The organism is Acinetobacter endophylla (assembly GCF_053543775.1).
Genome location: NZ_JBLVOM010000259.1, coordinates 99,223 through 119,383, shown reverse-complemented (window position 1 = coordinate 119,383; position 20,161 = coordinate 99,223). Strand labels below are relative to the sequence as shown.

Genomic DNA, 20,161 nt, shown 5'->3' with positions numbered 1-20,161 from the left:
ATTTTTTACTTTTAACTAGGGATCTATTCTTCCGCTATAAGATGCACATCTAGTTTTTGTGTTTCTGCTTTAGAGAATTTTACAAAAGATTTTCATTCTCTTTTTGATTACAATGATAAAAAATATTAAAGATAAGAGCGAATTATGTTTCAAGAGGGGAAAATCAAAACCTATAACGAAGATCGTGGTTTTGGTTTTATTCAGATCGAAGGACAATCTAAAGATTTATTTTTTCACGTCAAAGACTTTCCCAATAAAAATATTCCGCCAAGAATTGGGGAAAAATTAAAGTTTTTAATTGTAGAAGAGAATGGAAAGTTTAAGGCGGACCATATTGTTCGCTTGGATGTTAAAGCAACGATGCCTGTTTCGCAGAATAATGATCTACATAGAGATATTGAAACCAGAGCTTCTCCACGTTATGAAAAGAAAAAATCATCAACTACATCAAAAATAATCACAATATCAGGACTGGTGATTCTTGTGATTCTTGCTGCTCTTGTTTATAACAAATACCAAAGCTACCAAGTTCAAAAACAGCAAAAGCTTGAAGGACTGATGGTAGAGCAGCAACGAATTGTCGCTGAGCAGCGAGCAGCGCAAGGTGATCTACCTATGCAAGGATTATCTGAGCAGGGCAGGAAGAACCTGGAAAATCGTGGTGCTGAGTTAAGAATCCAAAGTAACCCCGTTAATATAAAAACTTCAGCAACGGCTTCGCCATCTGTATCTCAATTTAAATGTGATGGTCGTACACGTTGTCCTCAAATGAATTCCTATGAAGAAGCGGTGTTCTTTATTAGAAATTGTTCAGGTACGAAAATGGATGGTGATGGTGATGGTATTCCATGTGAGGATCAATTTGGATATCGTCGATAAATAAAAAAGCACCTTAAGGTGCTTTTCATATTTTAGCTTTCACAAAAATTCATAAAGGCTCTCAGACCTGGACCCTGATATTTCTGGCGATGTACCAGCATAAACAGAGGACGAGTCAGCGACCAAAACGGGGTATCCAGAATTACCAGTTGACCTTTTTCACGTAAAGGCTCAATCGCAAGTTTGGAAATACAGGACATACCGATTCCACCCGCTACGATTTTTAAAATCGCCTCATTATGACCGAGTGTTAGACGGATATTGGCATCCGGCACATCTTTTAAGATGGCATTGTCAAACACCTCACGGGTACCTGAACCTTCTTCACGCAAAATCCATTCTACAGATTTGAAATCTTCAGCGGTTAGTTCACGGTTTAATTGCGCAAGGGGGTGGTCTGGTGCACAGCACACAGCCAGCTCATCATCACGCCAATGGATACATTGGAGCTGTGGCAAATGACATGAACCTTCAATTAAGGCAAGATCCAGCTGGAACTGATTCACCGCTTCAATCATTTGACGGGTATTACCGACTTGAAGCTGTAAATGTGCTTGCGGCTTGATTTTCAAGAAATCGGCCATTAGGTCAGGAATCAGGTAATCTGAAATCGTCAGGGTTGCACCTAAACGTAAATCGATACTTTGAAGCTCACCTTTAGCGACTTGTTCAAAAGATTCACAACGACCTAAAATTTCCAGGGCTTGAGGGAGAAGAAAGCGCCCCAGGTCATTCAGCTGTAAACGTTTGCCTAGACGGTCAAATAGTGGAGCACCCAGACCATCTTCCAGATCTGCTAAAGCCATACTAGCCGCACTTTGTGTAAGCTTGACGGCATCGCTAGCCTTCGTTACGGTACCCTCTTGTGCCACTGCTACAAAAACAGCCAATTGGCGTAAAGTCATGCGCATGAGTAGAGCCTTAACATTTAAAAAATATTAATAAATTATGTTGTCATGCTACCATGAGCACAGTCTTTCATGCCACGTTGAAATCATGTCAATTGAAAAATTTACCCGAGAAAAAGTTTTATCTGTACACCGTTGGACCAATACATTATTTAGTTTTACGATGACACGCCCGGCACATTTTAAGTTTACCGCAGGGCAGTTTGCGCGTATTGGTTTGCAAGTGGGGGATGAACTGGTGGTTCGTGCCTATTCGGTAGTGTCATCTCCTTTTGATGAAACTCTGGAGTTTTTCTCGATTGTCGTTCCAGAAGGTAAATTTACTTCCAATTTACAGCACCTCAAAGTCGGGGATGTGCTGCATCTGGAAAAAATTCCTTATGGTTATCTGACTCTGGCACGTTATCAATTGCCTTTGCCTAAAGACTTGTGGTTACTGGGTACCGGCACGGGGCTGGCACCGTTTATTTGTATGTTGCAAGACTTTGAAACCTGGAGAAAATACGAAAAAATCAATCTGGTTTATAGTGTGCGCACCCGGGCAGAACTCGCTTATGTAGATCGGATTCAGGAAATCGCCGAGACCTTTGGTGAAGGACATACCGGTTTTAAGTTTATCCCGATTATTACCCGTGAGCCTGATGCACCTTTGCACGACCGTTTACCGATTTTGATTGCCAATGGTGAGCTGGAAAAGGCAGCAGGTATCGCGTTTAATCCGGAAACGACGCATGTCATGCTTTGTGGTAACCCGGATATGGTCGATGATACCAAAGAAGCCTTAAAAGCTCGTGGCCTGACCATGAACCGTCGTGGTGAAGGAAATATTGCGGTCGAGAATTACTGGTAAGGCTGAATTGTCCATCGGCAAAAGCTCCTGCTTGAAGGCAATGCGGTTCCCTTAACAGGAGCGAGATTGTGATATCTAGGGGATAACGGTTTTTTGACATCTTAACTGTTCGAGGCCTTGTAGGCTTCGAACGCTTCTCCAAAAAACCAAACTACCTATCCCTGTCTAAGTTCCGATAGCCCAACCGGATAACGCTGGTGTCCACAGTGCTGACCGGTCTGGTGAAATAGCCACTCCACAGGATCTACACCAAGATGTTTAAGTGCTTCGGTTAGACCAATGCGCGTCAGCAAGCCATAAGACGCTAACCACTGATCGCAAATATTGAGTCTTCTTGCTGCTTCATAGATGAGGACAGCACGAAAAATTGCCATTCCAAGAACCAGCCAAAGTACCTGATCTGCAGGCGAACGCCGCCTGCGAATAGTCACGGAACCTAAGTGTGGACTCGATCCACTCAACGGGGATATTGTGAATAAAAGTACTCAGATTCGAGAGGTTAAACAGATTATTAAGATCTAGAATATCCTGCTGAAATACCATAAAAAATCCGATGCCAAACCTGACATCGGATTCTCTAATAAATTCCACGATGATTCAAATAATTAAGTGAAAAGCATTGCCTATCGCGGAGGTTTTTTCGATTCAAGCTTAATGCACAAACATATCCATGGATTCACGGATTTCCTGAATGGCGGTTTCGACATCGGGGCTGAGCCAGGTCGGTTCAAAGAATCCGGCATAGTGTTCAATACGGTCTGCAGGCACCACCAGACGTACAGGACAGTCTTCTTCCAACAGTCGCCATGGAATAATCGGCACTTCATTATCCAGCCATGCCGTTACATCTCGAATATCGATAATCATCGCATTGACACAGTCCGGAAAAGGCATCACGGAAAATTCTTCGGTACGACGACGGAAATATTCCAGATCTTGCCAGCGAAGCAGGAAGCTTGGCTTACTAAATTCAATAATTCCAATCAGATGCTGATCACGGCTGTAGTGCAGCGTACATTGATGTGTGACGTCAGTATCAAGATCAAGCGATACACTTTGTTGACGATACGCCATATAACTCGGGTGTATAAATGAGAAGGTGGATAATTATAACGCATTTCATCGCTGAAAGGCAGCGTCTCAACTGTCTTCACTAAAGCCTGCGGAACTGGTATGGCTTATGCATATCTCCAGGGAACAACGATAAAAACAACGAGGTTGCTATGTCAGAATCAAAAAGTGTGATTGATACCAGTGTGACTGAAACAGCAGTACAAGAAGATTATTTTGCCTTACGTCAGCTCAAGAAAGGCGCCGTAGGTTGGCTGCTTCTCGTCGGTCTGGGGGTCGCGTATGTGATTTCCGGTGACTTCGCTGGCTGGAATTTTGGTTTGGCACAGGGGGGTTGGGGAGGCATGTTTATTGCGACCATTGTGGTGGCATTCATGTATCTGTGTATGTGCCTGGCCATGTCCGAAATGTCGACCATGCTGCCGACTGCAGGTGGGGGTTACAGTTTTGCTCGTACTGCTTTTGGTCCCTTTGGCGGCTATCTGACCGGGAGTGCCATCCTGATTGAATATGCCATTGCTCCGGCAGCAATTGCCTATTTCATTGGTGCCTATTGCGAAGCCTTGTTTGGTATTGGCGGCTGGATCATTTATCTGGTGAGCTATCTGGTTTTTATGGGCTTGCATCTGAAAGGTGCAGGTGAAGCACTCAAGATCATGTTTGTGATTACCGCAATTGCTGCGGTTGCCTTGATGGTGTTTATCTTTGGCATGTTGCCTCATTTTAATAGTGCAAACCTGTTTGATATTGCGGTCAGTACGGAAGCGGCGGGTGCAAGCAGTTTCCTGCCATTGGGCTATCTGGGCATCTAGGCAGCAGTGCCTTATGCGATCTGGTTTTTTCTGGCAGTTGAAGGTGTCCCGCTGGCAGCAGAGGAGGCCAAAGAGCCAGCTAAATCCTTGCCGCGTGGCCTGATTGGTTCCATGCTGATTCTGGCATTCTTTGCGCTAAGTATTTTGTTACTCGGTCCTGGCGCAGCAGGTGCAGATACGCTGAAAAATTCCGGTGCACCGCTGGTGGATGCCTTGGTGGCGGTCTATGGTGCCAATACCTGGATGGCAAGTTTCGTGAATTTTGTCGGTCTCGCTGGTCTGATTGCCAGTTTCTTCTCGATTATCTATGCCTATTCCCGTCAAATTTTTGCGCTCTCACGTGCCGGTTATTTACCGAAAAAATTGTCCTTAACCAACAGCAATCATGCACCTTATTTGGCCATCATTATTCCAAGGATTATTGGCTTCCTGTTATCCCTTTCGGGTGAAGGTGATTTGCTGATTCTGATGGCGGTCTTTGGTGCCACTATTTCCTATGTCTTGATGATGATGTCCTACATCAAGCTTAAACTGTCTCGACCAAATCTGGCACGTCCGTATAAAGCACCGGGCGGTATTGTGACTGCGTCCATTGCGCTGGTACTTGCTGCGATTGCAGTGGTTGCAGGCTTTCTGGTCGATCCAAAAGTCTGGTTAATGGCAGCAGCCATTTATGTAGCATTAATTCTCTATTTCCTGCTATATAGCCGTCATCATCTGGTGGCCGGGACACCGGAAGAAGAATTTGCCCGTATCGAGGCAGCAGAAAAGGAATTGAAATAAATTATCTAGCAGGGAGAACACGCTTATGCTGTATCAGATCAATGTGGCCAGTCAGCATTATGTCTTTGAGGATTTAAAAACCTTATTGGCCAAGGCCACCCCTGAACGTTCTGGTGATCAGCTGGCAGGGATTGCGGCCGTGGATGCAACCGAGCGTATCGCTGCACAAATGTGTCTGGCAGAAGTACCGTTACAGCAGTTTTTGCATGAAGCTGTGATTCCTTATGAGGCGGATGAAATCACCCGCCTGATTATGGATGAACATGATGCCGATGCTTTTTATTCGATCTCGCATTTTACTGTGGGGGATTTTCGTAACTGGCTGCTGAGTGCAGATGCCACCACAGAAAAACTTGCTACTTTAAAAATGGGCTTGATTCCGGAAATGGTCGCAGCAGTGAGCAAAATTATGCGCAATCAGGATCTGATTCTGGTGGCAAAAAAATGTCGTGTAATCACACGTTTTAGAAATACCATTGGTCTGGAAGGTCATCTGTCGACACGTTTGCAGCCGAACCATCCGACTGATGATTTGATGGGAATTTCTGCATCTATTCTGGATGGGCTGATGTACGGTAATGGAGATGCGGTCATCGGGATTAATCCGGCCACAGATAATCTGCAGAATTTGACTGAGCTGCTCAAACTGCTCGATCACGTTATTCAGGAATATGAGATTCCGACTCAATCTTGTGTTTTGACCCATATTACTTCTGGCATTCAGCTGGCAAATAAAAATGTTCCGATTGATCTGATGTTCCAGTCCATTGTGGGAACCGAAAAAGCCAATAGCGGTTTCGGGATCAATCTGGCGCTGTTGCAAGAAGGCTATGAATCTGCCTTAAGCCTGCAACGCGGCACCGTGGGCCAAAATGTCATGTATTTTGAAACCGGACAGGGCAGTGCCTTGTCTAGCAATGGCCATCATGGCGTAGACCAGCAAACTTTGGAAGCGCGTGCTTACGCCGTGGCGCGTAAGTTTAATCCCTTGCTGGTCAATACCGTGGTCGGCTTTATCGGACCGGAATATCTGTATAACGGCAAGCAGATTATCCGAGCCGGGCTGGAAGATCATTTCTGTGGCAAGCTGCTCGGTGTGCCAATGGGCTGTGATATTTGCTACACCAATCATGCGGATGCCGATCAGGATGATATGGATGTACTGCTGACCTTGCTTGCCAATGCCGGATTGAATTTTATCATGGGTATTCCCGGTTCAGATGATGTGATGCTGAATTATCAGACGACCTCCTTTCATGATGCTCTTTATATTCGACAGTTATTAGGACTGAAACCGGCTCCTGAATTTGACCACTGGCTGGAGCAGCAGGGAATTTTGGCGCAACAGTCTAATCAGTTGCACTGGCCGACCGAGCTACCGAAGCAATTTTCACGTCTAATCTTGTCTTGAGGAAGTACTATGAAACTAATTGCTGATGTGAAATTTGAGTCGCAATTGCAGGATAATCCCTGGCAGAAGTTAAAAGCCTTTACTGATGCACGGATTGCCTTAGGCCGAACTGGGGGCAGCTTGCCGACTCGACCAAGTCTGGAATTTCAACTGGCGCATGCCCAGGCCAAAGATGCGGTACTGAAGCCACTCAATGTTGAATCCTTAAAAGATGACTTAGCTAAAACCGGACTGCCCATCCTGGAAATTGAAAGCCAAGCGGTGGAAAAGGATCTTTATCTGAAGCGTCCTGATCTGGGGCGGGTGTTTTCAGAGCAGTCCAAAAACATGTTGCGACAATATCGGACTGAACATCAGGAACATTGGGATGTGGTCATCATTTTAGGAGATGGGCTCTCGGCACGTGCCATTGAGGAAAATAGCCCGCATTTTATTTCGGCGTTGCTGGAGGCTTGTAAAGAACAAGGCTGGCAGATTGCCCCCTTGGTGATAGCCCGTGGCAGTCGTGTGGCACTTGGCGATGAAGTGGCAGAAATTTTACAGGCGAAAATGCTGGTCATGCTGATTGGCGAACGGCCGGGTTTGAGCTCACCGGACAGTATGGGAATTTACTACACTTATAATGCTTTTAAAGGTTGTCATGATGCCTTGCGTAACTGTATTTCCAATGTCCGTCCTGCCGGCTTGACCTATCCACTTGCCATCCAGCGACTGGTGGCATTGATGCGTAAATCCTGTGAGTTACAGCTTTCAGGAGTACAGTTGAAAGATGAACACCAAACCCCAGTCGACATACAACATAGCCCGGCCAAACGGCTATTTTAAAGCAGTAACCAGCAGAGAATTCTGATGGATTAGTGACTTACATCCCGTCACCATCTCACCATGTTTTGTCACAGAAGCCCTATTCACAGCTTGTTATTCTAAAAATCTACTTATGAATAACAAAGAGTGAGGATGGTTATGGTCGATGATTTCAATAAAAAGCCACCTTTAAATCATCAAGCAGACGTGACGCAAAAAAAGCGTATCCCTGTTTATATCTTGATTTTGGTCGGTATTTTTTTACTCGCACTACTGTTCTATATGTTTGCTGACATGAATCCAGATGCGAATGATGCTCCTGCAGGACATCCAAATCCGAATGTACAGCCTGCTACCCCAAATAATTCAACTCCAGTCGGTGAGCCTACACAAGGCACCGCCACCATGAATGATGGAACGGAAGCCACAGCAACCGTAGGTGATAGCACAGAAGCAACAGCAACTGCGACTGATGGACAGGCGACTCAATAACTGAAAATACCTGAAAAGCTCTAGTGAACCACTGGGGCTTTTTTGCAATGGATGGTGATGTTTTAAGGTAGTGCCATCTACCTGGCTTGAGTCTGAAAACATCAAATCTAATATGAATTCGGAAGAAGAAGGGGCTGATTGTTTCAGGGAGATGCCCCGATTTCAGATAAATAGCTTAATAACAAAGAGGGTAGAACAACATGAATGATTATATGAGAAGCCCACGTGGAGGCTTCGATGCCATGTACTACTGGGATCAGTTTCATCCCATTCTTAGTGCAATTGCCATATTAGTAATTGGCTGGATCATTGCGTTACTGGTCTCGGCAGGCGTTAAAAAGCTCTTGCAAAAACTGGGCACCAATACACATTTAAATACGGCGACAGGTCATCACTCCAATGTGGAGAGCATTATCGCCCGCGTCGTGTTCTGGATTATTCTGATTATTGCCGTGATTGGTGCGCTGAACGTACTTAATCTGACCAGTGTCAGCGGTCCATTCAGTAATATGATCCAGCAGTTCCTGTTATTTATCCCGCAGTTACTAGGTGCAATTGCAGTCGGATTCATAGGTTGGATTGTGGCCAATCTGGTCAAAATAGGGCTACAAAAGCTGCTGGACCGAACGCAACTGGATGAAAAACTCAGTGCGGAAGTCGGTGTCAGTCCGATTAGTAAAAATATCAGTGAAATTGCTTACTGGTTAATTTTATTACTGTTCTTGCCAATCGTGCTGTCTATTCTGGGTCTCAACGGTCTGTTGTTACCAGTTCAGAATATGCTGACCGATGTCGTAAGCTACTTACCAAACATCTTCATTGCTGCAGTGATCATTTTTGTCGGTTATATTCTGGCAAAAATTGTGCGCGGTATTGTCGAAGGACTATTAAACAGTCTGAACGTACAGCAACATGCTGAAAAAGTAGGGATCTTCAAAAACTCGAATGTTTCTCAGGTGATTGGTTCATTCATCTTCGCCGTGGTGATCATTACTGCACTGATCATTGCATTTGAAGCATTGGGTATTGAGGCTATTTCTCAGCCTGCTACAGCCATGCTGTATGAAATCATGAACGCCATTCCGAATATCATCGCTGCTGCGTTGATTCTGATTCTGGCGTATGTGGTGTCTAAACTGGTGGCACGTCTGGTGGTTGAAGTAGTTGCCGGTACAGGTGTTGATGAAATTCCTGCCAAACTGGATATCCAGCGCTTTTTAGGCACGACTAAACTTTCCAGTGTAGTCGGTTTCCTGATCGTTTTATTTACCATGTTATTTGCGGTATCTGAAGCAGCGAACCGTCTTGGCTTTGAACAGATCAGTGGTCTGATTGCAATGTTCATCTACTTCGGTGCCAACATTCTGCTTGGTGCGGTGATTCTGGTAATCGGTTTCTGGCTGGCAAATATCGTTGCGAATATCGTACAACGTGGTGAATATAACAGCTCACGCTGGTTAGCGAATCTGGTTCGTGTCCTGATCATGGGTCTGGTTGTCGCAATGGGTCTGCGTGCCATGGGTATTGCCGATTCGATTGTTAACCTGGCATTTGGTCTAACTTTGGGTGCTGTAGCAGTGGCATTCGCCTTGGCATTTGGTCTGGGTGGTCGTCAACCTGCGGAGCGTGTACTCACAGATTTGATTGATAAAGCCAAACGAGAGGCCAAAGAACCCAATCCAGTCAGAGAAAAAGCTGAGAACAGCATATTTTCTGGATTAGGTGGCAAGACCACAGGTACAAGTGCAACCGACATGTCAGGTACTACAGGTGCGGCGATGGGTATGAGTTCTACAGATAGCTCAATGAGTCAGTCCTCTGGTGGTTCGCAAACTGCTACGGGTACTAGCGATTCCTCAATCACAACTCCAGGAGCAGGCATCGTGCCAAATCAGGATTCAGACAAGAGTACGCCTATGGGTACGGATTTATCCCATACTACCCCGGCAATCCTAACAACTGCACCGCAGGATGATGAATCATTGGGTATTGATCCGGTCAATCCGGATGCGGATCAAGCCGTACCGGATTCACTAAAAGTCGATCCGACCCATCCGCCAGTCAATAATCCATTTGGTTCAACTGGAGAAAAAGAGCCGGATGTCGATATTGATCGTTCTACTCAGAAAAAAGATGACCTGAAATAACCTGTTATCTTTAAGCAAAATCGACCACGCTCATGTGGTCGATTTTGTTCAGTCATAAGGAAAAATGAATGAATACCAAGAAACCTAACAAAGTTCTGGCTCCTTTAGTCATTGCAGGAATTACGATTGGCTTTTTTACCGCTGCCTATCGATTTATTTTTGTGAAGAGCACACATGAAGAGCAGTCTGAGCGAGAGCTGGATAAGAAAATACCAGAGACAGACGAATTTAACTGAGAATAAAATTTTTCTGAGTACGAAAAATAGAATTTTCTTTTTAAAAAATATAGAATATTCAAATGAATACTAAAATGATTTTGGTATTTTTCTTGCATTAAAAATATAAAGAAAAGGAGATCAACACGATGTGGAAAGCACTGCAACATAAATTCATGGCATCTTCAGCAGATGACTTACCGCTATGTCTGCGAGAAGCTAAAAAAATGCAGCTGGCGATTGACCGTCTAACAAATACGGCCAATCTTAACCTGTTTAAAACAGATTATCTGGAATGAGTTAAGTAGCAATCCAGATTATCTATTGATTAAATATATTCCGATGCGGCATGTGCCGATGACCATGCCCATTGGAAATTATAGCCGCCCAAATGTCCGGTAACATCCAGTACTTCACCAATAAAATACAAGCCTTTCTGCTTTTTACTTTCCATGGTTTTTGAGGATACTTCCGTGGTGTCTACACCACCCAAAGTCACCTCCGCTGTACGGTAGCCTTCAGTTCCTGAAGGTTTCACTTCAAAGCCATGCAGACGTGCCGCAATCTGTTCCAGCTTATCATCGCTGATATTACCAATGGCAGTTTCAGCGCTTTCAGTCCAAATCAGACTTTGTAATTCAGCCACCACACTTTTCGGTAAATATTCATTGAGTAGTGTACGTAATAAGACTTTGGGCTGGCTTTGTTTTTTTGCTTTAAAGAAATCCAGTAAGTCTACACTCGGTAAGAAATCGACCTTAAAGCTCTGACCGACATTCCAGTAGTTGGAAAGTTGCAGGGAACTTGGCCCACTCAAACCGCGATGGGTAAACAATAGTGCTTCGGTAAAGCTATTAAGCTCATTCGAGAGAGTTGCTTCTACGGCATTACCGCTTAAGCGCGTGGTGACTTCTTTAAATCCGTCAGAGAAGGTAAATGGAACCAGTCCGGCACGGGTTGGATAGACGTGATGTCCAAACTGTTTTGCAATCTCATAGCCAATGCCTGAACCGCCAAGCGTAGGAATCGATAAACCACCGGATGCCACGACTACAGATTCAACTTCAAAATATCTCAGTGAGGTCGCCACCTGAAAGCCTTGATCATCGACTGGATTCACTGCTTTCACTTCGCAGCTGGTTTTAATATCAACCAGCCCAGTTTTGTCACATTCTGCCAGCAGCATCGACAAGATATCTTTTGCACCATTTAAGGTAAATAGCTGCCCATGTTTGCGCTCTTCATAGGCAATGCCATATTCACATACCAAGCCGATAAAGTCCCAGTTGGTATAACGCGTTAAAGCTGAAATCACAAAATGTGGATTGTGTGAAATATAATTGCTCGGTTCGACTTCCAGATTGGTGAAATTACATTTACCACCGCCAGACATCAGGATTTTTTTGCCAACTTTGTTGGCTTTTTCCACCACCACGACTTTACGCCCACGTTGCGCAGCCATATACGCCGTCATTAAACCTGACGCACCGGCACCTATGACTAGAACATCGTATTGCTTGGAAGACATCACACACTCAAGGGAGAAGAAAAGGGAAGCATTATAGACAATTTTATTTCAGCTTTCTCTATTCCAGAAAAATCAGTTCCGTGATTGCAAATTTACAGCGTATTTTAAACATAAAATATTTGAAAGCTATCTAAAACTCATGCATAGTTTTTGTACAAACTAAAAAGATAATAACAAGGAAAAGCGAATGGCAAGCGCGGAGGATTTAAAACAATATAATCTGATTACATATATTCTTTATATTTTAGGATTTTTTCTTGGTCTTACCCCATTTATTGCGATTGTGATGAATTATATCAAGCGTGATGAAATGCGCGGTACCTGGCTGGAAAGTCATGTCGACTGGCAAATTAAAACCTTCTGGATCAGTTTGCTGGGCTATATCGTCGGTGGCTTATTGACCGTCATCTTGATTGGCTTCCTGATCGTGTTTCTGGTCTTTATCTGGCATATCTACCGCTTGGTTAAAGGGTTAATTGCCTTAAATAACAATCAACCGATTCAAGCTTAGGTTGCTGTAAAACCAAAGGGAATATTACGGCCTTGCAGACCACCACTATGAATCACCAACAGTTTTGATCCAACCGGAAAATAATTTTTCTCGATCAGATCAAAAATCCCCATCAGCATTTTAGCCGTGTAGATCTGCTCCAGTGGAATTGCAAATTCGGCTTCAAAATCCCGGATAAACTGCATCAGGGCTGCACTGGTTTTGGCATAGCCACCACAGCAGTAATCATCGAGAATGTTCCAGTTGGTTTTGCTGGTGAGTTGGGCGACTTCATCTTTTAAAAATGAACCTTTCAGCGCAGAAAATCCCAAAAGCTGTTGATGCGTGTGACTAGCTTCGATCAATCCGCTGATGGTGCCGCCAGTGCCTACTGCACAACAAATGACATCAAATTGCGCATCGCTATCTTTTAATATTTCCTGACAACCTCGAATCGCTAAAGCATTGGTTCCACCTTCAGGAATCACATAATGTTCAGGAAATTGTCGAGCGAGTTCGGCCAAATACTCAGGCTGTTGCTTGCGCCGATATTCATCACGACTGACGAAATGCAACTGCATCCCGAATTGCTGGGCGGTGGCTAATGTTAGATTCAATGGTCGATCAGCCAGCTCCTCACCCCGAATCACTCCAACACTCTGAAAACCAAACTGTTGTGCGGCAAATGCAGTGGCGGCAATATGATTGGAGTAAGCGCCTCCAAAACTCAGAATATGCTGATAACCTTGTCTTTTGGCCTCAAGAAAATTGTATTTCAGTTTAAAAAACTTGTTGCCCGAAATTTGCGGATGCACCAGATCCAGACGACGTATTGTTAAAGTAATATCGTGAAAATTAATTTGTTGATCTGGAATATTTTGAGCAATGGTTTCAAACATAGATATTAAGATAGTAGGTTATTAAAACATTATAGCGGAAGTGCTAAAAATCAGAGCTTTTCAATAAGCCATTATTCGCTGAGAGCTATGGAGTTGGTTGTAGATTGTCACAAATATTCCGCTGATTATTTAAACAATAATGCTAATCTAAACAGAGGAAACCCTGAGGAGGGTAGAATAATGAAAATATTATCCTATGCTGTGTTGGTCGGCATGCTAATCAGTGTGTCGGGCTGTGATGATGCGATGAACAAACCTAAAACAGAAACCCGCACCATGATTATTGGCGGTGTACCTGTACATGAGCAGGATTATCAACTGCTAGACAAGCATTTGAGTGCTCAGGATCAGTTGAAACCTTAAGTAATTGCAATAGTTAAAATTCATGACAAATCCAGAAATTTTTACAGCAAATTGTCAGGTTTGTGCTTAAAATAGCCCTTCAATTTTTAAGTCAGGTTATCTCGTGGAATCATTCTGGATTTTAGGTTCGATTGCTTTTGCCCTGATGTTAGGTGCAATGAGTCCCGGGCCGACTTCTATTTATGTGGCAAAAAATTCAATTGCCATTTCACGTAAACATGGTTTATTTACTGCATTGGGTACTGGTCTCGGTGCAGCGATTTTTGGTCTGCTGGCAGTACTGGGTTTGCAGGCATTTTTGCTGGCTGTACCTTCGGCTTATCTGGCCTTAAAAATTTGTGGTGGTTTATATTTGCTTTGGCTGGCGTTTAAAATTATTAAACATGCCAAAGATCCGATCGAAGCGGATGTCGCCATTGCCAAACAGATGTCTTTACGCCGTGCCTTTACCACAGGTTTAATTACACAGTTGTCCAATCCTAAAATTGCGATTGTGCTTGCCAGTATTTTTACCGCGTTATTGCCCAAAGAAATTCCAACGTATTTTTATTTTGTTTTACCTGTCTTATGTTTCTTTATTGATGCGGGCTGGTGTTCACTGGTCGCAGTTGCATTATCTGCGGAAAAGCCACGTCGTGTTTATTTGAAGTTTAAAGCTTTGTTTGACCGCGCCGCAGGCGCAGTTATGACGGTACTTGGTTTAAAACTGATCTTTGGTATGAAGTAATTATCTCGTATAGACGTGCTGCTTATAAATAAAAAAAGCCGCTAGCCCTAGAGGCTTTTTTTATATCCATTAAAAAGTATTTTCTTCCGAATTAGCAGAAATACGATGAATCGACAGGTCTGCACCGTTGAACTCTTCTTCCTCAGTCAGGCGAATACCCATCAAAACCTTAAGCAGGCCATACACCAAAAAACCACCCGCCAAAGCAATGACAATCGCCAGCACCGTACCTGTGAGTTGTGAAATTAAAGACACTCCTCCCATTCCTCCGAGCCATTGCTGACCGAAAATACCCACAGCTAATCCACCAAAAGCACCACAAACGCCATGTAAAGGCCAGACTCCCAATACGTCATCCACTTTGAGTTTATTTTGGGTATAGGTAAAGAATTTCACAAAAATAATACCGGCGCTGATCCCGATAAAAAAAGCACCCAAGGGATGAACGACATCTGATCCGGCACAAATCGCCACCAGACCTGCTAAAGGACCATTATGCAGGAAGCCCGGGTCATCTTTCCCCGCAACTTTGGCTGCTATTGTTCCACCGACCATGGCCATCAAAGAGTTAATAGCGATCAGCCCAGAAATGGCATCCAGCCGCTGCGCGCTCATGACATTGAAACCGAACCATCCAACAATCAGAATCCAGGAGCCTAAAGCCAAAAAAGGAATCGATGAAGGAGGATGCGCGGTGATCCGGCCATCTTTTTTGTAACGGCCATGACGCGCACCAAGCAGTATTACTGCAGCCAGTGCGATCCAGCCGCCCATTGCATGAACGACAACTGAGCCGGCAAAATCATGAAAACTTGCACCAAATGCATGGGTCAGCCAATCCTGAAAACCAAGGTTGCCATTCCAGATCATACCTTCAAAAAAAGGATAGATCAGCGCAACCAAGAATAGGGTGGCTAAAGCCTGTGAACGCATTTTGGCACGTTCCGCAATTCCTCCAGAGATAATCGCTGGAATTGCTGCAGCAAAAGTCAACAGGAAAAAACAGCGCATCAGATTGTAGCCATGATCGGCAGACAAGGTTGCAGCATCATGGAAAAAGTGCTGACCGTAGGCAATATAGTAGCCCACTAAAAAATAGGCGATGGCGGAGATGGCAAAGTCGGTTAGAATTTTACTTAGGGCATTGACCTGGTTTTTATGTCGAACTGTTCCAAGCTCTAAAAAAGCAAATCCAGCATGCATGGCAAGCACTAGAACTGCACCGAGAAGAAGAAATAATAAGTCTATATTTTGCATGGTGCGTTCCAATTTAGTGCGCGGGATCACAAAAGAAAATCAGTATATAGAGGCAAATTGATTGTAGAAGAGGGCTAAGCAAGGGAAATTTTGATGAAGAATTTCTTGAAATTGATAAGACTCGATATAAAGCACGTTACTATTTTTTTGCACCAAACTAAGACATGGCGAGAGTTCATAAAATTCAGATTTATATTATATTTTTAGGTGTTTATATTTATCGTAAGAAAAACGGTGCTAAAAAAGCATGCTAAAGGTGCACGTAAAAAGTAAAAGATTTTTAAGAAAAAATTTAAAAATAAACGAAACTATTGCTTTTAAATTTCAAAGCGTCATTCAAGTTTTAAATTTACCAAGTCATAGGGAATCTGGCTGAAGGATATTTAAAATAAATGAAACCCTAAAAAATTAGGGTTTCATGCTTAGATAAAATTATTGAAGTATTCAATTAATCTTTAAAATGTACCGGAATCCATTGATAGCTTTTATTGTCTTTAGAATAAATATGTCCAATCCCCGGAAATGGCAAATGTGGTGCTGCTACCGTCTGACCATTTTTCGCATATTCAGCAAAATATTTTAAGCGGGTTTCGATCGCCTTTTTCGGATCGACATCAAAGTCAACGCCGGTCTGTGGGCGATCAAACTGCAGCGTATGTGAATGCACAATATCCCCAATAAATACCATCTGCTGACCTTGTGATTTTAAGCTAAAACCAAAATGCCCCGGTGTATGTCCAGCCGAACTGATGACATCGAAAGCATGGATTTTATTGCCAGTTTTAAAGGTTTTGAGCTGATTCTTGGCCTGATAGGGTGCAATGGCTTTCTTGATTTTATCGACTGTGCCCAAAAAACCTGCCTGCTTGGCTTTTGATAATTTTTCTACCGTTTTGGGATTCATCCAGAAATCCAGTTCAGCTTGAGATACATAAATGTTGGCATTAGGGAAATTGGCAATACCGTTATTACTGATACCGCATACATGGTCAGGATGTAAATGCGTGAGCAGGATGGCATTCACCTGTTCAGGTTTATGCCCTGAAGCCTGTAAATTGGAATACACTGAACCTAGGTGTGGACCATTACAGCTTGAAGTTCCGCTATCGACCAGAACCAGTTCTTTGGCTGTATTGACCAGAAAGGCATTCACAGATGTCTGGATGCCTTTGGCCTGATCAACGTAGTATTTTTTCAAGATCTGATCGGCTTGGGCTGCTGGAATATCTTTAAATAAGGCTTTGGACAGATAATTGCTACCATCCAGTAGGGCAGTAATCTGGTAATCCCCGAAGTTATGTTGATAATAACCGGGAACCTGTTTTTGTTGTTGGGTGCTAGAAACGGTTTGTGCATGTGTTTGAAAGATACCCGCCATTGAACCTATAGCAAGCAGTGAAATGATGAGAGAAGAGGTGAAGTATTTCATGGCTATTCTTATGTAATTAAAGTCAATTCCATGTATTAGCACGGATGTTAGCAAAAAAAGAATATGAATATATTTACCATTTTTAAAAATAGAAGTGATGATTTGGCATCTGTACTAAAAATTCAGTCTGAATCTGTATATTGATTTTTTGAAAGTTAAGAACCTGTTTTTCATTAAAATATTATTATAAATAAAATGCTTAGATATATTTCACTTTTTATGAAAAGCTCGTTAACATGGGGTATTACGAACAAGCTTTGGGTGTCGCGATGAGTTTTTGGAAAAGAAAAAACAATGCCAGCTTTGTATTTTTCATTATTACCTTATATTCACTACTTGGTTTTGGACTGGGCTATGTGATTTGGGAATTTGTGTTGCAAGGCTAAGTGACCCAGCAATAAAAAAGCCTCTAGAGATAGAGGTTTTTTTATATTTATAACTTATTTAGCACATTCAGGCTGAGAACGGTCAATCACTTGAGTGCCTTCTACACGATAGCCAATCTGACCAATAATAAATGCTTGATTAAGTTGAGTAATTACCACATCAGAAAGTGCAACAGCACAACGGTCTTTTTCAATTGCGCGATCTACTGCTGTTTTGAAGTTAGGAATACCAAGTGGGAATAAAATCACAGGAACTTTATCTTCGCCTTTAACGCGTTCACCTTTCACAAACTGGTTTGAGTTTAGGTTGTAGTTTTTAGTAGATGCAACTGTCATGTCAGCCATACGTACTGAACAACCTGTAAATGCAATTGTAGACATCGCTAGAACTGAAACTAGTAATTTTTTCATGCTTACCCCGAATAATTATAAAAGAATAAAAAAGCGCATTGATTTTATATTGAAAATATTAAAAATCAAGAAATTAAATTTAACTTATGATATAAAAAAGCCCCTACATCAGTAGAGGCTTTCTTTGCTTAAAATGGAAATCTTAAGACACTTTATCACCCGGTTTAGCACCAGATTCAGGTGAAATCACCCAAACGCCGTCGCCATTACCAGCAGCTAACACCATACCGTTCGAAATACCAAAACGCATCTTACGTGGCGCAAGGTTCGCCACCATCACCACCAATTTGCCTGTTAAGTCTTCAGGTTGGTAAAACTCACGAATACCGCTAAATACATTACGTGGCTCAGCTTCACCAACGTTTAAAGTGAGTTGAAGCAGTTTGTCAGAACCTTCAACTGTAGCTGCTTCAAGAACTTCAGCAACACGTAGGTCAACTTTCATAAAGTCTTCGATGCCAATAATTTCAGCTTCACCGACTTTAGGTTCAGCTTTCTTCTCGACCTTCTTCTCTTTTTTCTTTTCAGCTTTAGCTGGTTCAACAGCAGGAGCAGCTAAAGAATCTTTAGATGCATCGACCATGGCAGCAACCGCTTTTGGATCTACACGTTGCATTAAGGGTTGGAACAATGCAATTTCATGACCCACTAGAATGGTTTCGCGAGAAGCAAAATCGAAGCTTTCAAGTTGCAAGAAATCTTGAACCTGTTGAGCCAAAGTTGGCAATACAGGCGCTAAATACACTGCCAATTGACGGAACAGGTTGATTCCCACAGAACATACATCATGAACCTGTTGTTCCTGACCTTCCTGTTTCGCAAGTGCCCAAGGCTTTTTCTCATCGATGTACTGGTTGGCTTTGTCTGCCAGCGCCATGATTTCACGAATTGCCGCAGAGAATTCACGTGCTTCATAAGCCTGAGCAATTGAGCTCCCGGCATCAATAAAGCTTTGTACCAATTCAGGTTCAGCACATGTAGTGCTTAACTTGTTATCAAATTTGGTGTTGATGAATTTTGCACAACGGCTGGCAATATTCACGACTTTACCGACTAGGTCTGAATTCACTTTTTGTACAAAGTCATCCAGGTTCAAGTCAGAATCTTCAACTTTGTCAGAAAGTTTAGAAGCAAAGTAATAACGTAAATATTCTGGGTTTAAATGCTCTAAATAGGTTTCAGCTTTAATGAAGGTACCACGAGATTTCGACATTTTCTGACCATTTACAGTCAAGAACCCATTTACGAATAAACCTGATGGCGTACGGTAATTTGCACCTTCAAGCATTGCCGGCCAGAACAAGGCATGGAAATAGACAATGTCTTTACCAATGAAGTGATAGACCTCATTTTCAGAGTCTTTTTTCCAGAAATCGTCAAAATTCAATTCAGGACGTTTGGTTTTGATGTAGTTTTCAAAACTCGACATATAACCAATCGGTGCATCAACCCAAACATAGAAATATTTGTTTGGGGCATCCGGAATTTCAAAACCGAAGTATGGCGCATCACGTGAGATGTCCCAATCGTTCAAGCCATTTTCAAACCATTCGTCCAGTTTGTTGGCAATGGATACCGGCAGGCGACCTTCATCACGGGTCCATTTTTGCAGGTATTCACCAAAATTTGGTAATTTAAAGAAATAATGATCAGATGATTTTTCGACTGGAGTTGCACCACTTAGAGTTGAATGCGGATTCAACAATTCTGTCGCATTATAAGTTGCACCGCAGACTTCACATGAGTCGCCGTACTGATCTTCCGCCTTACATTTCGGGCAGGTGCCTTTAATGAAACGGTCTGACAGGAACATGCCTTTTTCAGGATCAAAAAGCTGGGTCACCGGGCGAACAGCAATATTGCCAGCATCGCGGTTTTTCACATAGATTTCAGACGCACGGGCACGGTTGGTATCGCTATGCGTAGAATCATAATGATCGAAATGCACACCGAAACCGTCAAAGTCACGAATGTGTTCTTTTTGCACATTGGCAATTTGCGCTTCAGGTGAAATGCCATTCGCTTCGGCACGCAGCATGATCGCAGTTCCGTGAGCATCATCCGCACAGACATAAGTCACATCATGACCCATCGCACGCATCGCACGTACCCAAATATCAGCTTGGATATAACCGAGTAGGTGACCCATATGAATCGGGCCGTTGGCGTATGGAAGGGCGTTAGTGACTAAGATATTACGCACGGATATGACTCTCTCATTCGTATATTATGCAAGGTGGATGATTTTACCTGAGATAAGCAAAAGTTGCATAAGGCTTTTAGTGAATTATTCAAAATT

General features: G+C 43.0%; 20 protein-coding genes and 2 pseudogenes. 13 read left to right on the top strand and 9 right to left on the bottom strand.

Annotated elements, in window-relative coordinates; translation table 11 throughout:
• The first annotated feature begins 144 nt into the window (after positions 1–144).
• Positions 145–879 carry a cold shock domain-containing protein gene (locus ACNPNW_RS15075; protein WP_396469037.1) on the top strand — a complete coding sequence of 245 codons (735 nt, stop codon included), beginning with the start codon at positions 145–147 and terminating at the stop codon, positions 877–879.
• Positions 880–911: 32 nt separating this feature from the next.
• On the opposite strand, the gene gigC is transcribed toward ACNPNW_RS15075, so the two are convergent.
• Positions 912–1,790, bottom strand: coding sequence for a LysR family transcriptional regulator GigC (gene gigC, locus ACNPNW_RS15070; protein WP_004280761.1), 879 nt, complete (start codon positions 1,788–1,790; stop codon positions 912–914).
• Positions 1,791–1,875: 85 nt separating this feature from the next.
• Here gigC and ACNPNW_RS15065 point away from each other — a divergent pair, with 85 nt between their 5' ends.
• Positions 1,876–2,637, top strand: coding sequence for a ferredoxin--NADP reductase (locus tag ACNPNW_RS15065; protein WP_004732056.1), 762 nt, complete (start codon positions 1,876–1,878; stop codon positions 2,635–2,637).
• A gap of 188 nt (positions 2,638–2,825) precedes the next feature.
• Here ACNPNW_RS15065 and ACNPNW_RS15060 read toward each other — a convergent pair.
• Together ACNPNW_RS15060 and ACNPNW_RS15055 are read right to left on the bottom strand one after the other, a co-directional pair.
• Positions 2,826–3,180, bottom strand: a pseudogene (locus tag ACNPNW_RS15060) (transposase domain-containing protein); the annotation flags it as partial.
• A 108-nt stretch (positions 3,181–3,288) separates the two neighbouring features.
• A complete protein-coding gene (locus tag ACNPNW_RS15055; RefSeq protein ID WP_004280758.1) occupies positions 3,289–3,711 on the bottom strand; it encodes a hypothetical protein in 423 nt (140 codons plus the stop codon).
• A gap of 149 nt (positions 3,712–3,860) precedes the next feature.
• Here ACNPNW_RS15055 and eat point away from each other — a divergent pair.
• From eat to ACNPNW_RS15020, 7 genes and pseudogenes are all read left to right on the top strand, one after another.
• Positions 3,861–5,303 (top strand): annotated as a pseudogene (eat, locus tag ACNPNW_RS15050) (ethanolamine permease).
• A gap of 25 nt (positions 5,304–5,328) precedes the next feature.
• Positions 5,329–6,714: an ethanolamine ammonia-lyase subunit EutB gene (locus tag ACNPNW_RS15045; RefSeq protein WP_448767110.1), complete on the top strand. Its 1,386-nt coding sequence runs from the start codon at positions 5,329–5,331 to the stop codon at positions 6,712–6,714.
• 9 nt (positions 6,715–6,723) lie between these two features.
• The gene (gene eutC / locus ACNPNW_RS15040; RefSeq protein ID WP_448767109.1) at positions 6,724–7,539 is read left to right on the top strand and encodes an ethanolamine ammonia-lyase subunit EutC; all 816 of its coding nucleotides are present in this window, start codon (positions 6,724–6,726) and stop codon (positions 7,537–7,539) included.
• Positions 7,540–7,677: 138 nt separating this feature from the next.
• Positions 7,678–8,010: a hypothetical protein gene (locus ACNPNW_RS15035; RefSeq protein ID WP_005265958.1), complete on the top strand. Its 333-nt coding sequence runs from the start codon at positions 7,678–7,680 to the stop codon at positions 8,008–8,010.
• A 200-nt stretch (positions 8,011–8,210) separates the two neighbouring features.
• A complete protein-coding gene (locus ACNPNW_RS15030) occupies positions 8,211–10,157 on the top strand; it encodes a mechanosensitive ion channel (protein ID WP_253175579.1) in 1,947 nt (648 codons plus the stop codon).
• Positions 10,158–10,225: 68 nt separating this feature from the next.
• On the top strand, positions 10,226–10,393 hold the full coding sequence (locus ACNPNW_RS15025) for a hypothetical protein (RefSeq protein ID WP_448767108.1): 168 nt from the start codon (positions 10,226–10,228) through the stop codon (positions 10,391–10,393).
• Positions 10,394–10,521: 128 nt separating this feature from the next.
• Positions 10,522–10,671 carry a hypothetical protein gene (locus ACNPNW_RS15020; protein ID WP_005263580.1) on the top strand — a complete coding sequence of 50 codons (150 nt, stop codon included), beginning with the start codon at positions 10,522–10,524 and terminating at the stop codon, positions 10,669–10,671.
• A gap of 29 nt (positions 10,672–10,700) precedes the next feature.
• Here the strand turns inward: ACNPNW_RS15020 and ACNPNW_RS15015 are convergent, their stop codons facing one another.
• Positions 10,701–11,900 (bottom strand): BaiN/RdsA family NAD(P)/FAD-dependent oxidoreductase, encoded by a 1,200-nt coding sequence (locus ACNPNW_RS15015; RefSeq protein WP_448767107.1) that lies wholly within the window; start codon positions 11,898–11,900, stop codon positions 10,701–10,703.
• Between the two features lie 187 nt (positions 11,901–12,087).
• On the opposite strand from ACNPNW_RS15015, the gene ACNPNW_RS15010 reads away from it, so the two are divergent.
• Positions 12,088–12,411 (top strand): DUF4870 family protein, encoded by a 324-nt coding sequence (locus tag ACNPNW_RS15010; protein ID WP_005106226.1) that lies wholly within the window; start codon positions 12,088–12,090, stop codon positions 12,409–12,411.
• On the opposite strand, the gene ACNPNW_RS15005 is transcribed toward ACNPNW_RS15010, so the two are convergent.
• On the bottom strand, positions 12,408–13,289 hold the full coding sequence (locus ACNPNW_RS15005; protein ID WP_253174363.1) for a 1-aminocyclopropane-1-carboxylate deaminase/D-cysteine desulfhydrase: 882 nt from the start codon (positions 13,287–13,289) through the stop codon (positions 12,408–12,410). The genes ACNPNW_RS15010 and ACNPNW_RS15005 overlap by 4 nt on opposite strands.
• A 180-nt stretch (positions 13,290–13,469) precedes the next feature.
• Between ACNPNW_RS15005 and ACNPNW_RS15000 the strand changes: the two genes are divergently transcribed.
• Both ACNPNW_RS15000 and ACNPNW_RS14995 read left to right on the top strand, forming a co-directional pair.
• A complete protein-coding gene (locus ACNPNW_RS15000; protein ID WP_253174364.1) occupies positions 13,470–13,652 on the top strand; it encodes an NF038215 family lipoprotein in 183 nt (60 codons plus the stop codon).
• 103 nt (positions 13,653–13,755) lie between these two features.
• A complete protein-coding gene (locus ACNPNW_RS14995) occupies positions 13,756–14,379 on the top strand; it encodes a LysE family translocator (protein ID WP_004645862.1) in 624 nt (207 codons plus the stop codon).
• Positions 14,380–14,448: 69 nt separating this feature from the next.
• On the opposite strand, the gene ACNPNW_RS14990 is transcribed toward ACNPNW_RS14995, so the two are convergent.
• Positions 14,449–15,636, bottom strand: coding sequence for an ammonium transporter (locus ACNPNW_RS14990; RefSeq protein WP_448767106.1), 1,188 nt, complete (start codon positions 15,634–15,636; stop codon positions 14,449–14,451).
• A gap of 448 nt (positions 15,637–16,084) precedes the next feature.
• The gene (locus tag ACNPNW_RS14985) at positions 16,085–17,065 is read right to left on the bottom strand and encodes an MBL fold metallo-hydrolase (protein ID WP_253172310.1); all 981 of its coding nucleotides are present in this window, start codon (positions 17,063–17,065) and stop codon (positions 16,085–16,087) included.
• Positions 17,066–17,334: 269 nt separating this feature from the next.
• Between ACNPNW_RS14985 and ACNPNW_RS14980 the strand changes: the two genes are divergently transcribed.
• Positions 17,335–17,451, top strand: coding sequence for a hypothetical protein (locus ACNPNW_RS14980; protein WP_086044934.1), 117 nt, complete (start codon positions 17,335–17,337; stop codon positions 17,449–17,451).
• A 54-nt stretch (positions 17,452–17,505) separates the two neighbouring features.
• Here the strand turns inward: ACNPNW_RS14980 and ACNPNW_RS14975 are convergent, their stop codons facing one another.
• Both ACNPNW_RS14975 and metG read right to left on the bottom strand, forming a co-directional pair.
• Positions 17,506–17,862, bottom strand: a complete 357-nt coding sequence (locus ACNPNW_RS14975; RefSeq protein WP_004280734.1) for a hypothetical protein — start codon at positions 17,860–17,862, stop codon at positions 17,506–17,508.
• A 142-nt stretch (positions 17,863–18,004) separates the two neighbouring features.
• Positions 18,005–20,065 carry a methionine--tRNA ligase gene (gene metG / locus ACNPNW_RS14970; protein WP_448767105.1) on the bottom strand — a complete coding sequence of 687 codons (2,061 nt, stop codon included), beginning with the start codon at positions 20,063–20,065 and terminating at the stop codon, positions 18,005–18,007.
• Positions 20,066–20,161: the final 96 nt, after the last annotated feature.

What these genes read in the sequence shown, in the direction of transcription:
- ACNPNW_RS15075 (WP_396469037.1), top strand. Translation starts at nt 145, where the DNA reads ATGTTTCAAGAGGGGAAAATCAAAACCTATAACGAAGATCGTGGTTTT.
- gigC (WP_004280761.1), bottom strand. Translation starts at nt 1,790, where the DNA reads ATGCGCATGACTTTACGCCAATTGGCTGTTTTTGTAGCAGTGGCACAA.
- ACNPNW_RS15065 (WP_004732056.1), top strand. Translation starts at nt 1,876, where the DNA reads ATGTCAATTGAAAAATTTACCCGAGAAAAAGTTTTATCTGTACACCGT.
- ACNPNW_RS15055 (WP_004280758.1), bottom strand. Translation starts at nt 3,711, where the DNA reads ATGGCGTATCGTCAACAAAGTGTATCGCTTGATCTTGATACTGACGTC.
- ACNPNW_RS15045 (WP_448767110.1), top strand. Translation starts at nt 5,329, where the DNA reads ATGCTGTATCAGATCAATGTGGCCAGTCAGCATTATGTCTTTGAGGAT.
- eutC (WP_448767109.1), top strand. Translation starts at nt 6,724, where the DNA reads ATGAAACTAATTGCTGATGTGAAATTTGAGTCGCAATTGCAGGATAAT.
- ACNPNW_RS15035 (WP_005265958.1), top strand. Translation starts at nt 7,678, where the DNA reads ATGGTCGATGATTTCAATAAAAAGCCACCTTTAAATCATCAAGCAGAC.
- ACNPNW_RS15030 (WP_253175579.1), top strand. Translation starts at nt 8,211, where the DNA reads ATGAATGATTATATGAGAAGCCCACGTGGAGGCTTCGATGCCATGTAC.
- ACNPNW_RS15025 (WP_448767108.1), top strand. Translation starts at nt 10,226, where the DNA reads ATGAATACCAAGAAACCTAACAAAGTTCTGGCTCCTTTAGTCATTGCA.
- ACNPNW_RS15020 (WP_005263580.1), top strand. Translation starts at nt 10,522, where the DNA reads ATGTGGAAAGCACTGCAACATAAATTCATGGCATCTTCAGCAGATGAC.
- ACNPNW_RS15015 (WP_448767107.1), bottom strand. Translation starts at nt 11,900, where the DNA reads ATGTCTTCCAAGCAATACGATGTTCTAGTCATAGGTGCCGGTGCGTCA.
- ACNPNW_RS15010 (WP_005106226.1), top strand. Translation starts at nt 12,088, where the DNA reads ATGGCAAGCGCGGAGGATTTAAAACAATATAATCTGATTACATATATT.
- ACNPNW_RS15005 (WP_253174363.1), bottom strand. Translation starts at nt 13,289, where the DNA reads ATGTTTGAAACCATTGCTCAAAATATTCCAGATCAACAAATTAATTTT.
- ACNPNW_RS15000 (WP_253174364.1), top strand. Translation starts at nt 13,470, where the DNA reads ATGAAAATATTATCCTATGCTGTGTTGGTCGGCATGCTAATCAGTGTG.
- ACNPNW_RS14990 (WP_448767106.1), bottom strand. Translation starts at nt 15,636, where the DNA reads ATGCAAAATATAGACTTATTATTTCTTCTTCTCGGTGCAGTTCTAGTG.
- ACNPNW_RS14985 (WP_253172310.1), bottom strand. Translation starts at nt 17,065, where the DNA reads ATGAAATACTTCACCTCTTCTCTCATCATTTCACTGCTTGCTATAGGT.
- ACNPNW_RS14980 (WP_086044934.1), top strand. Translation starts at nt 17,335, where the DNA reads ATGAGTTTTTGGAAAAGAAAAAACAATGCCAGCTTTGTATTTTTCATT.
- ACNPNW_RS14975 (WP_004280734.1), bottom strand. Translation starts at nt 17,862, where the DNA reads ATGAAAAAATTACTAGTTTCAGTTCTAGCGATGTCTACAATTGCATTT.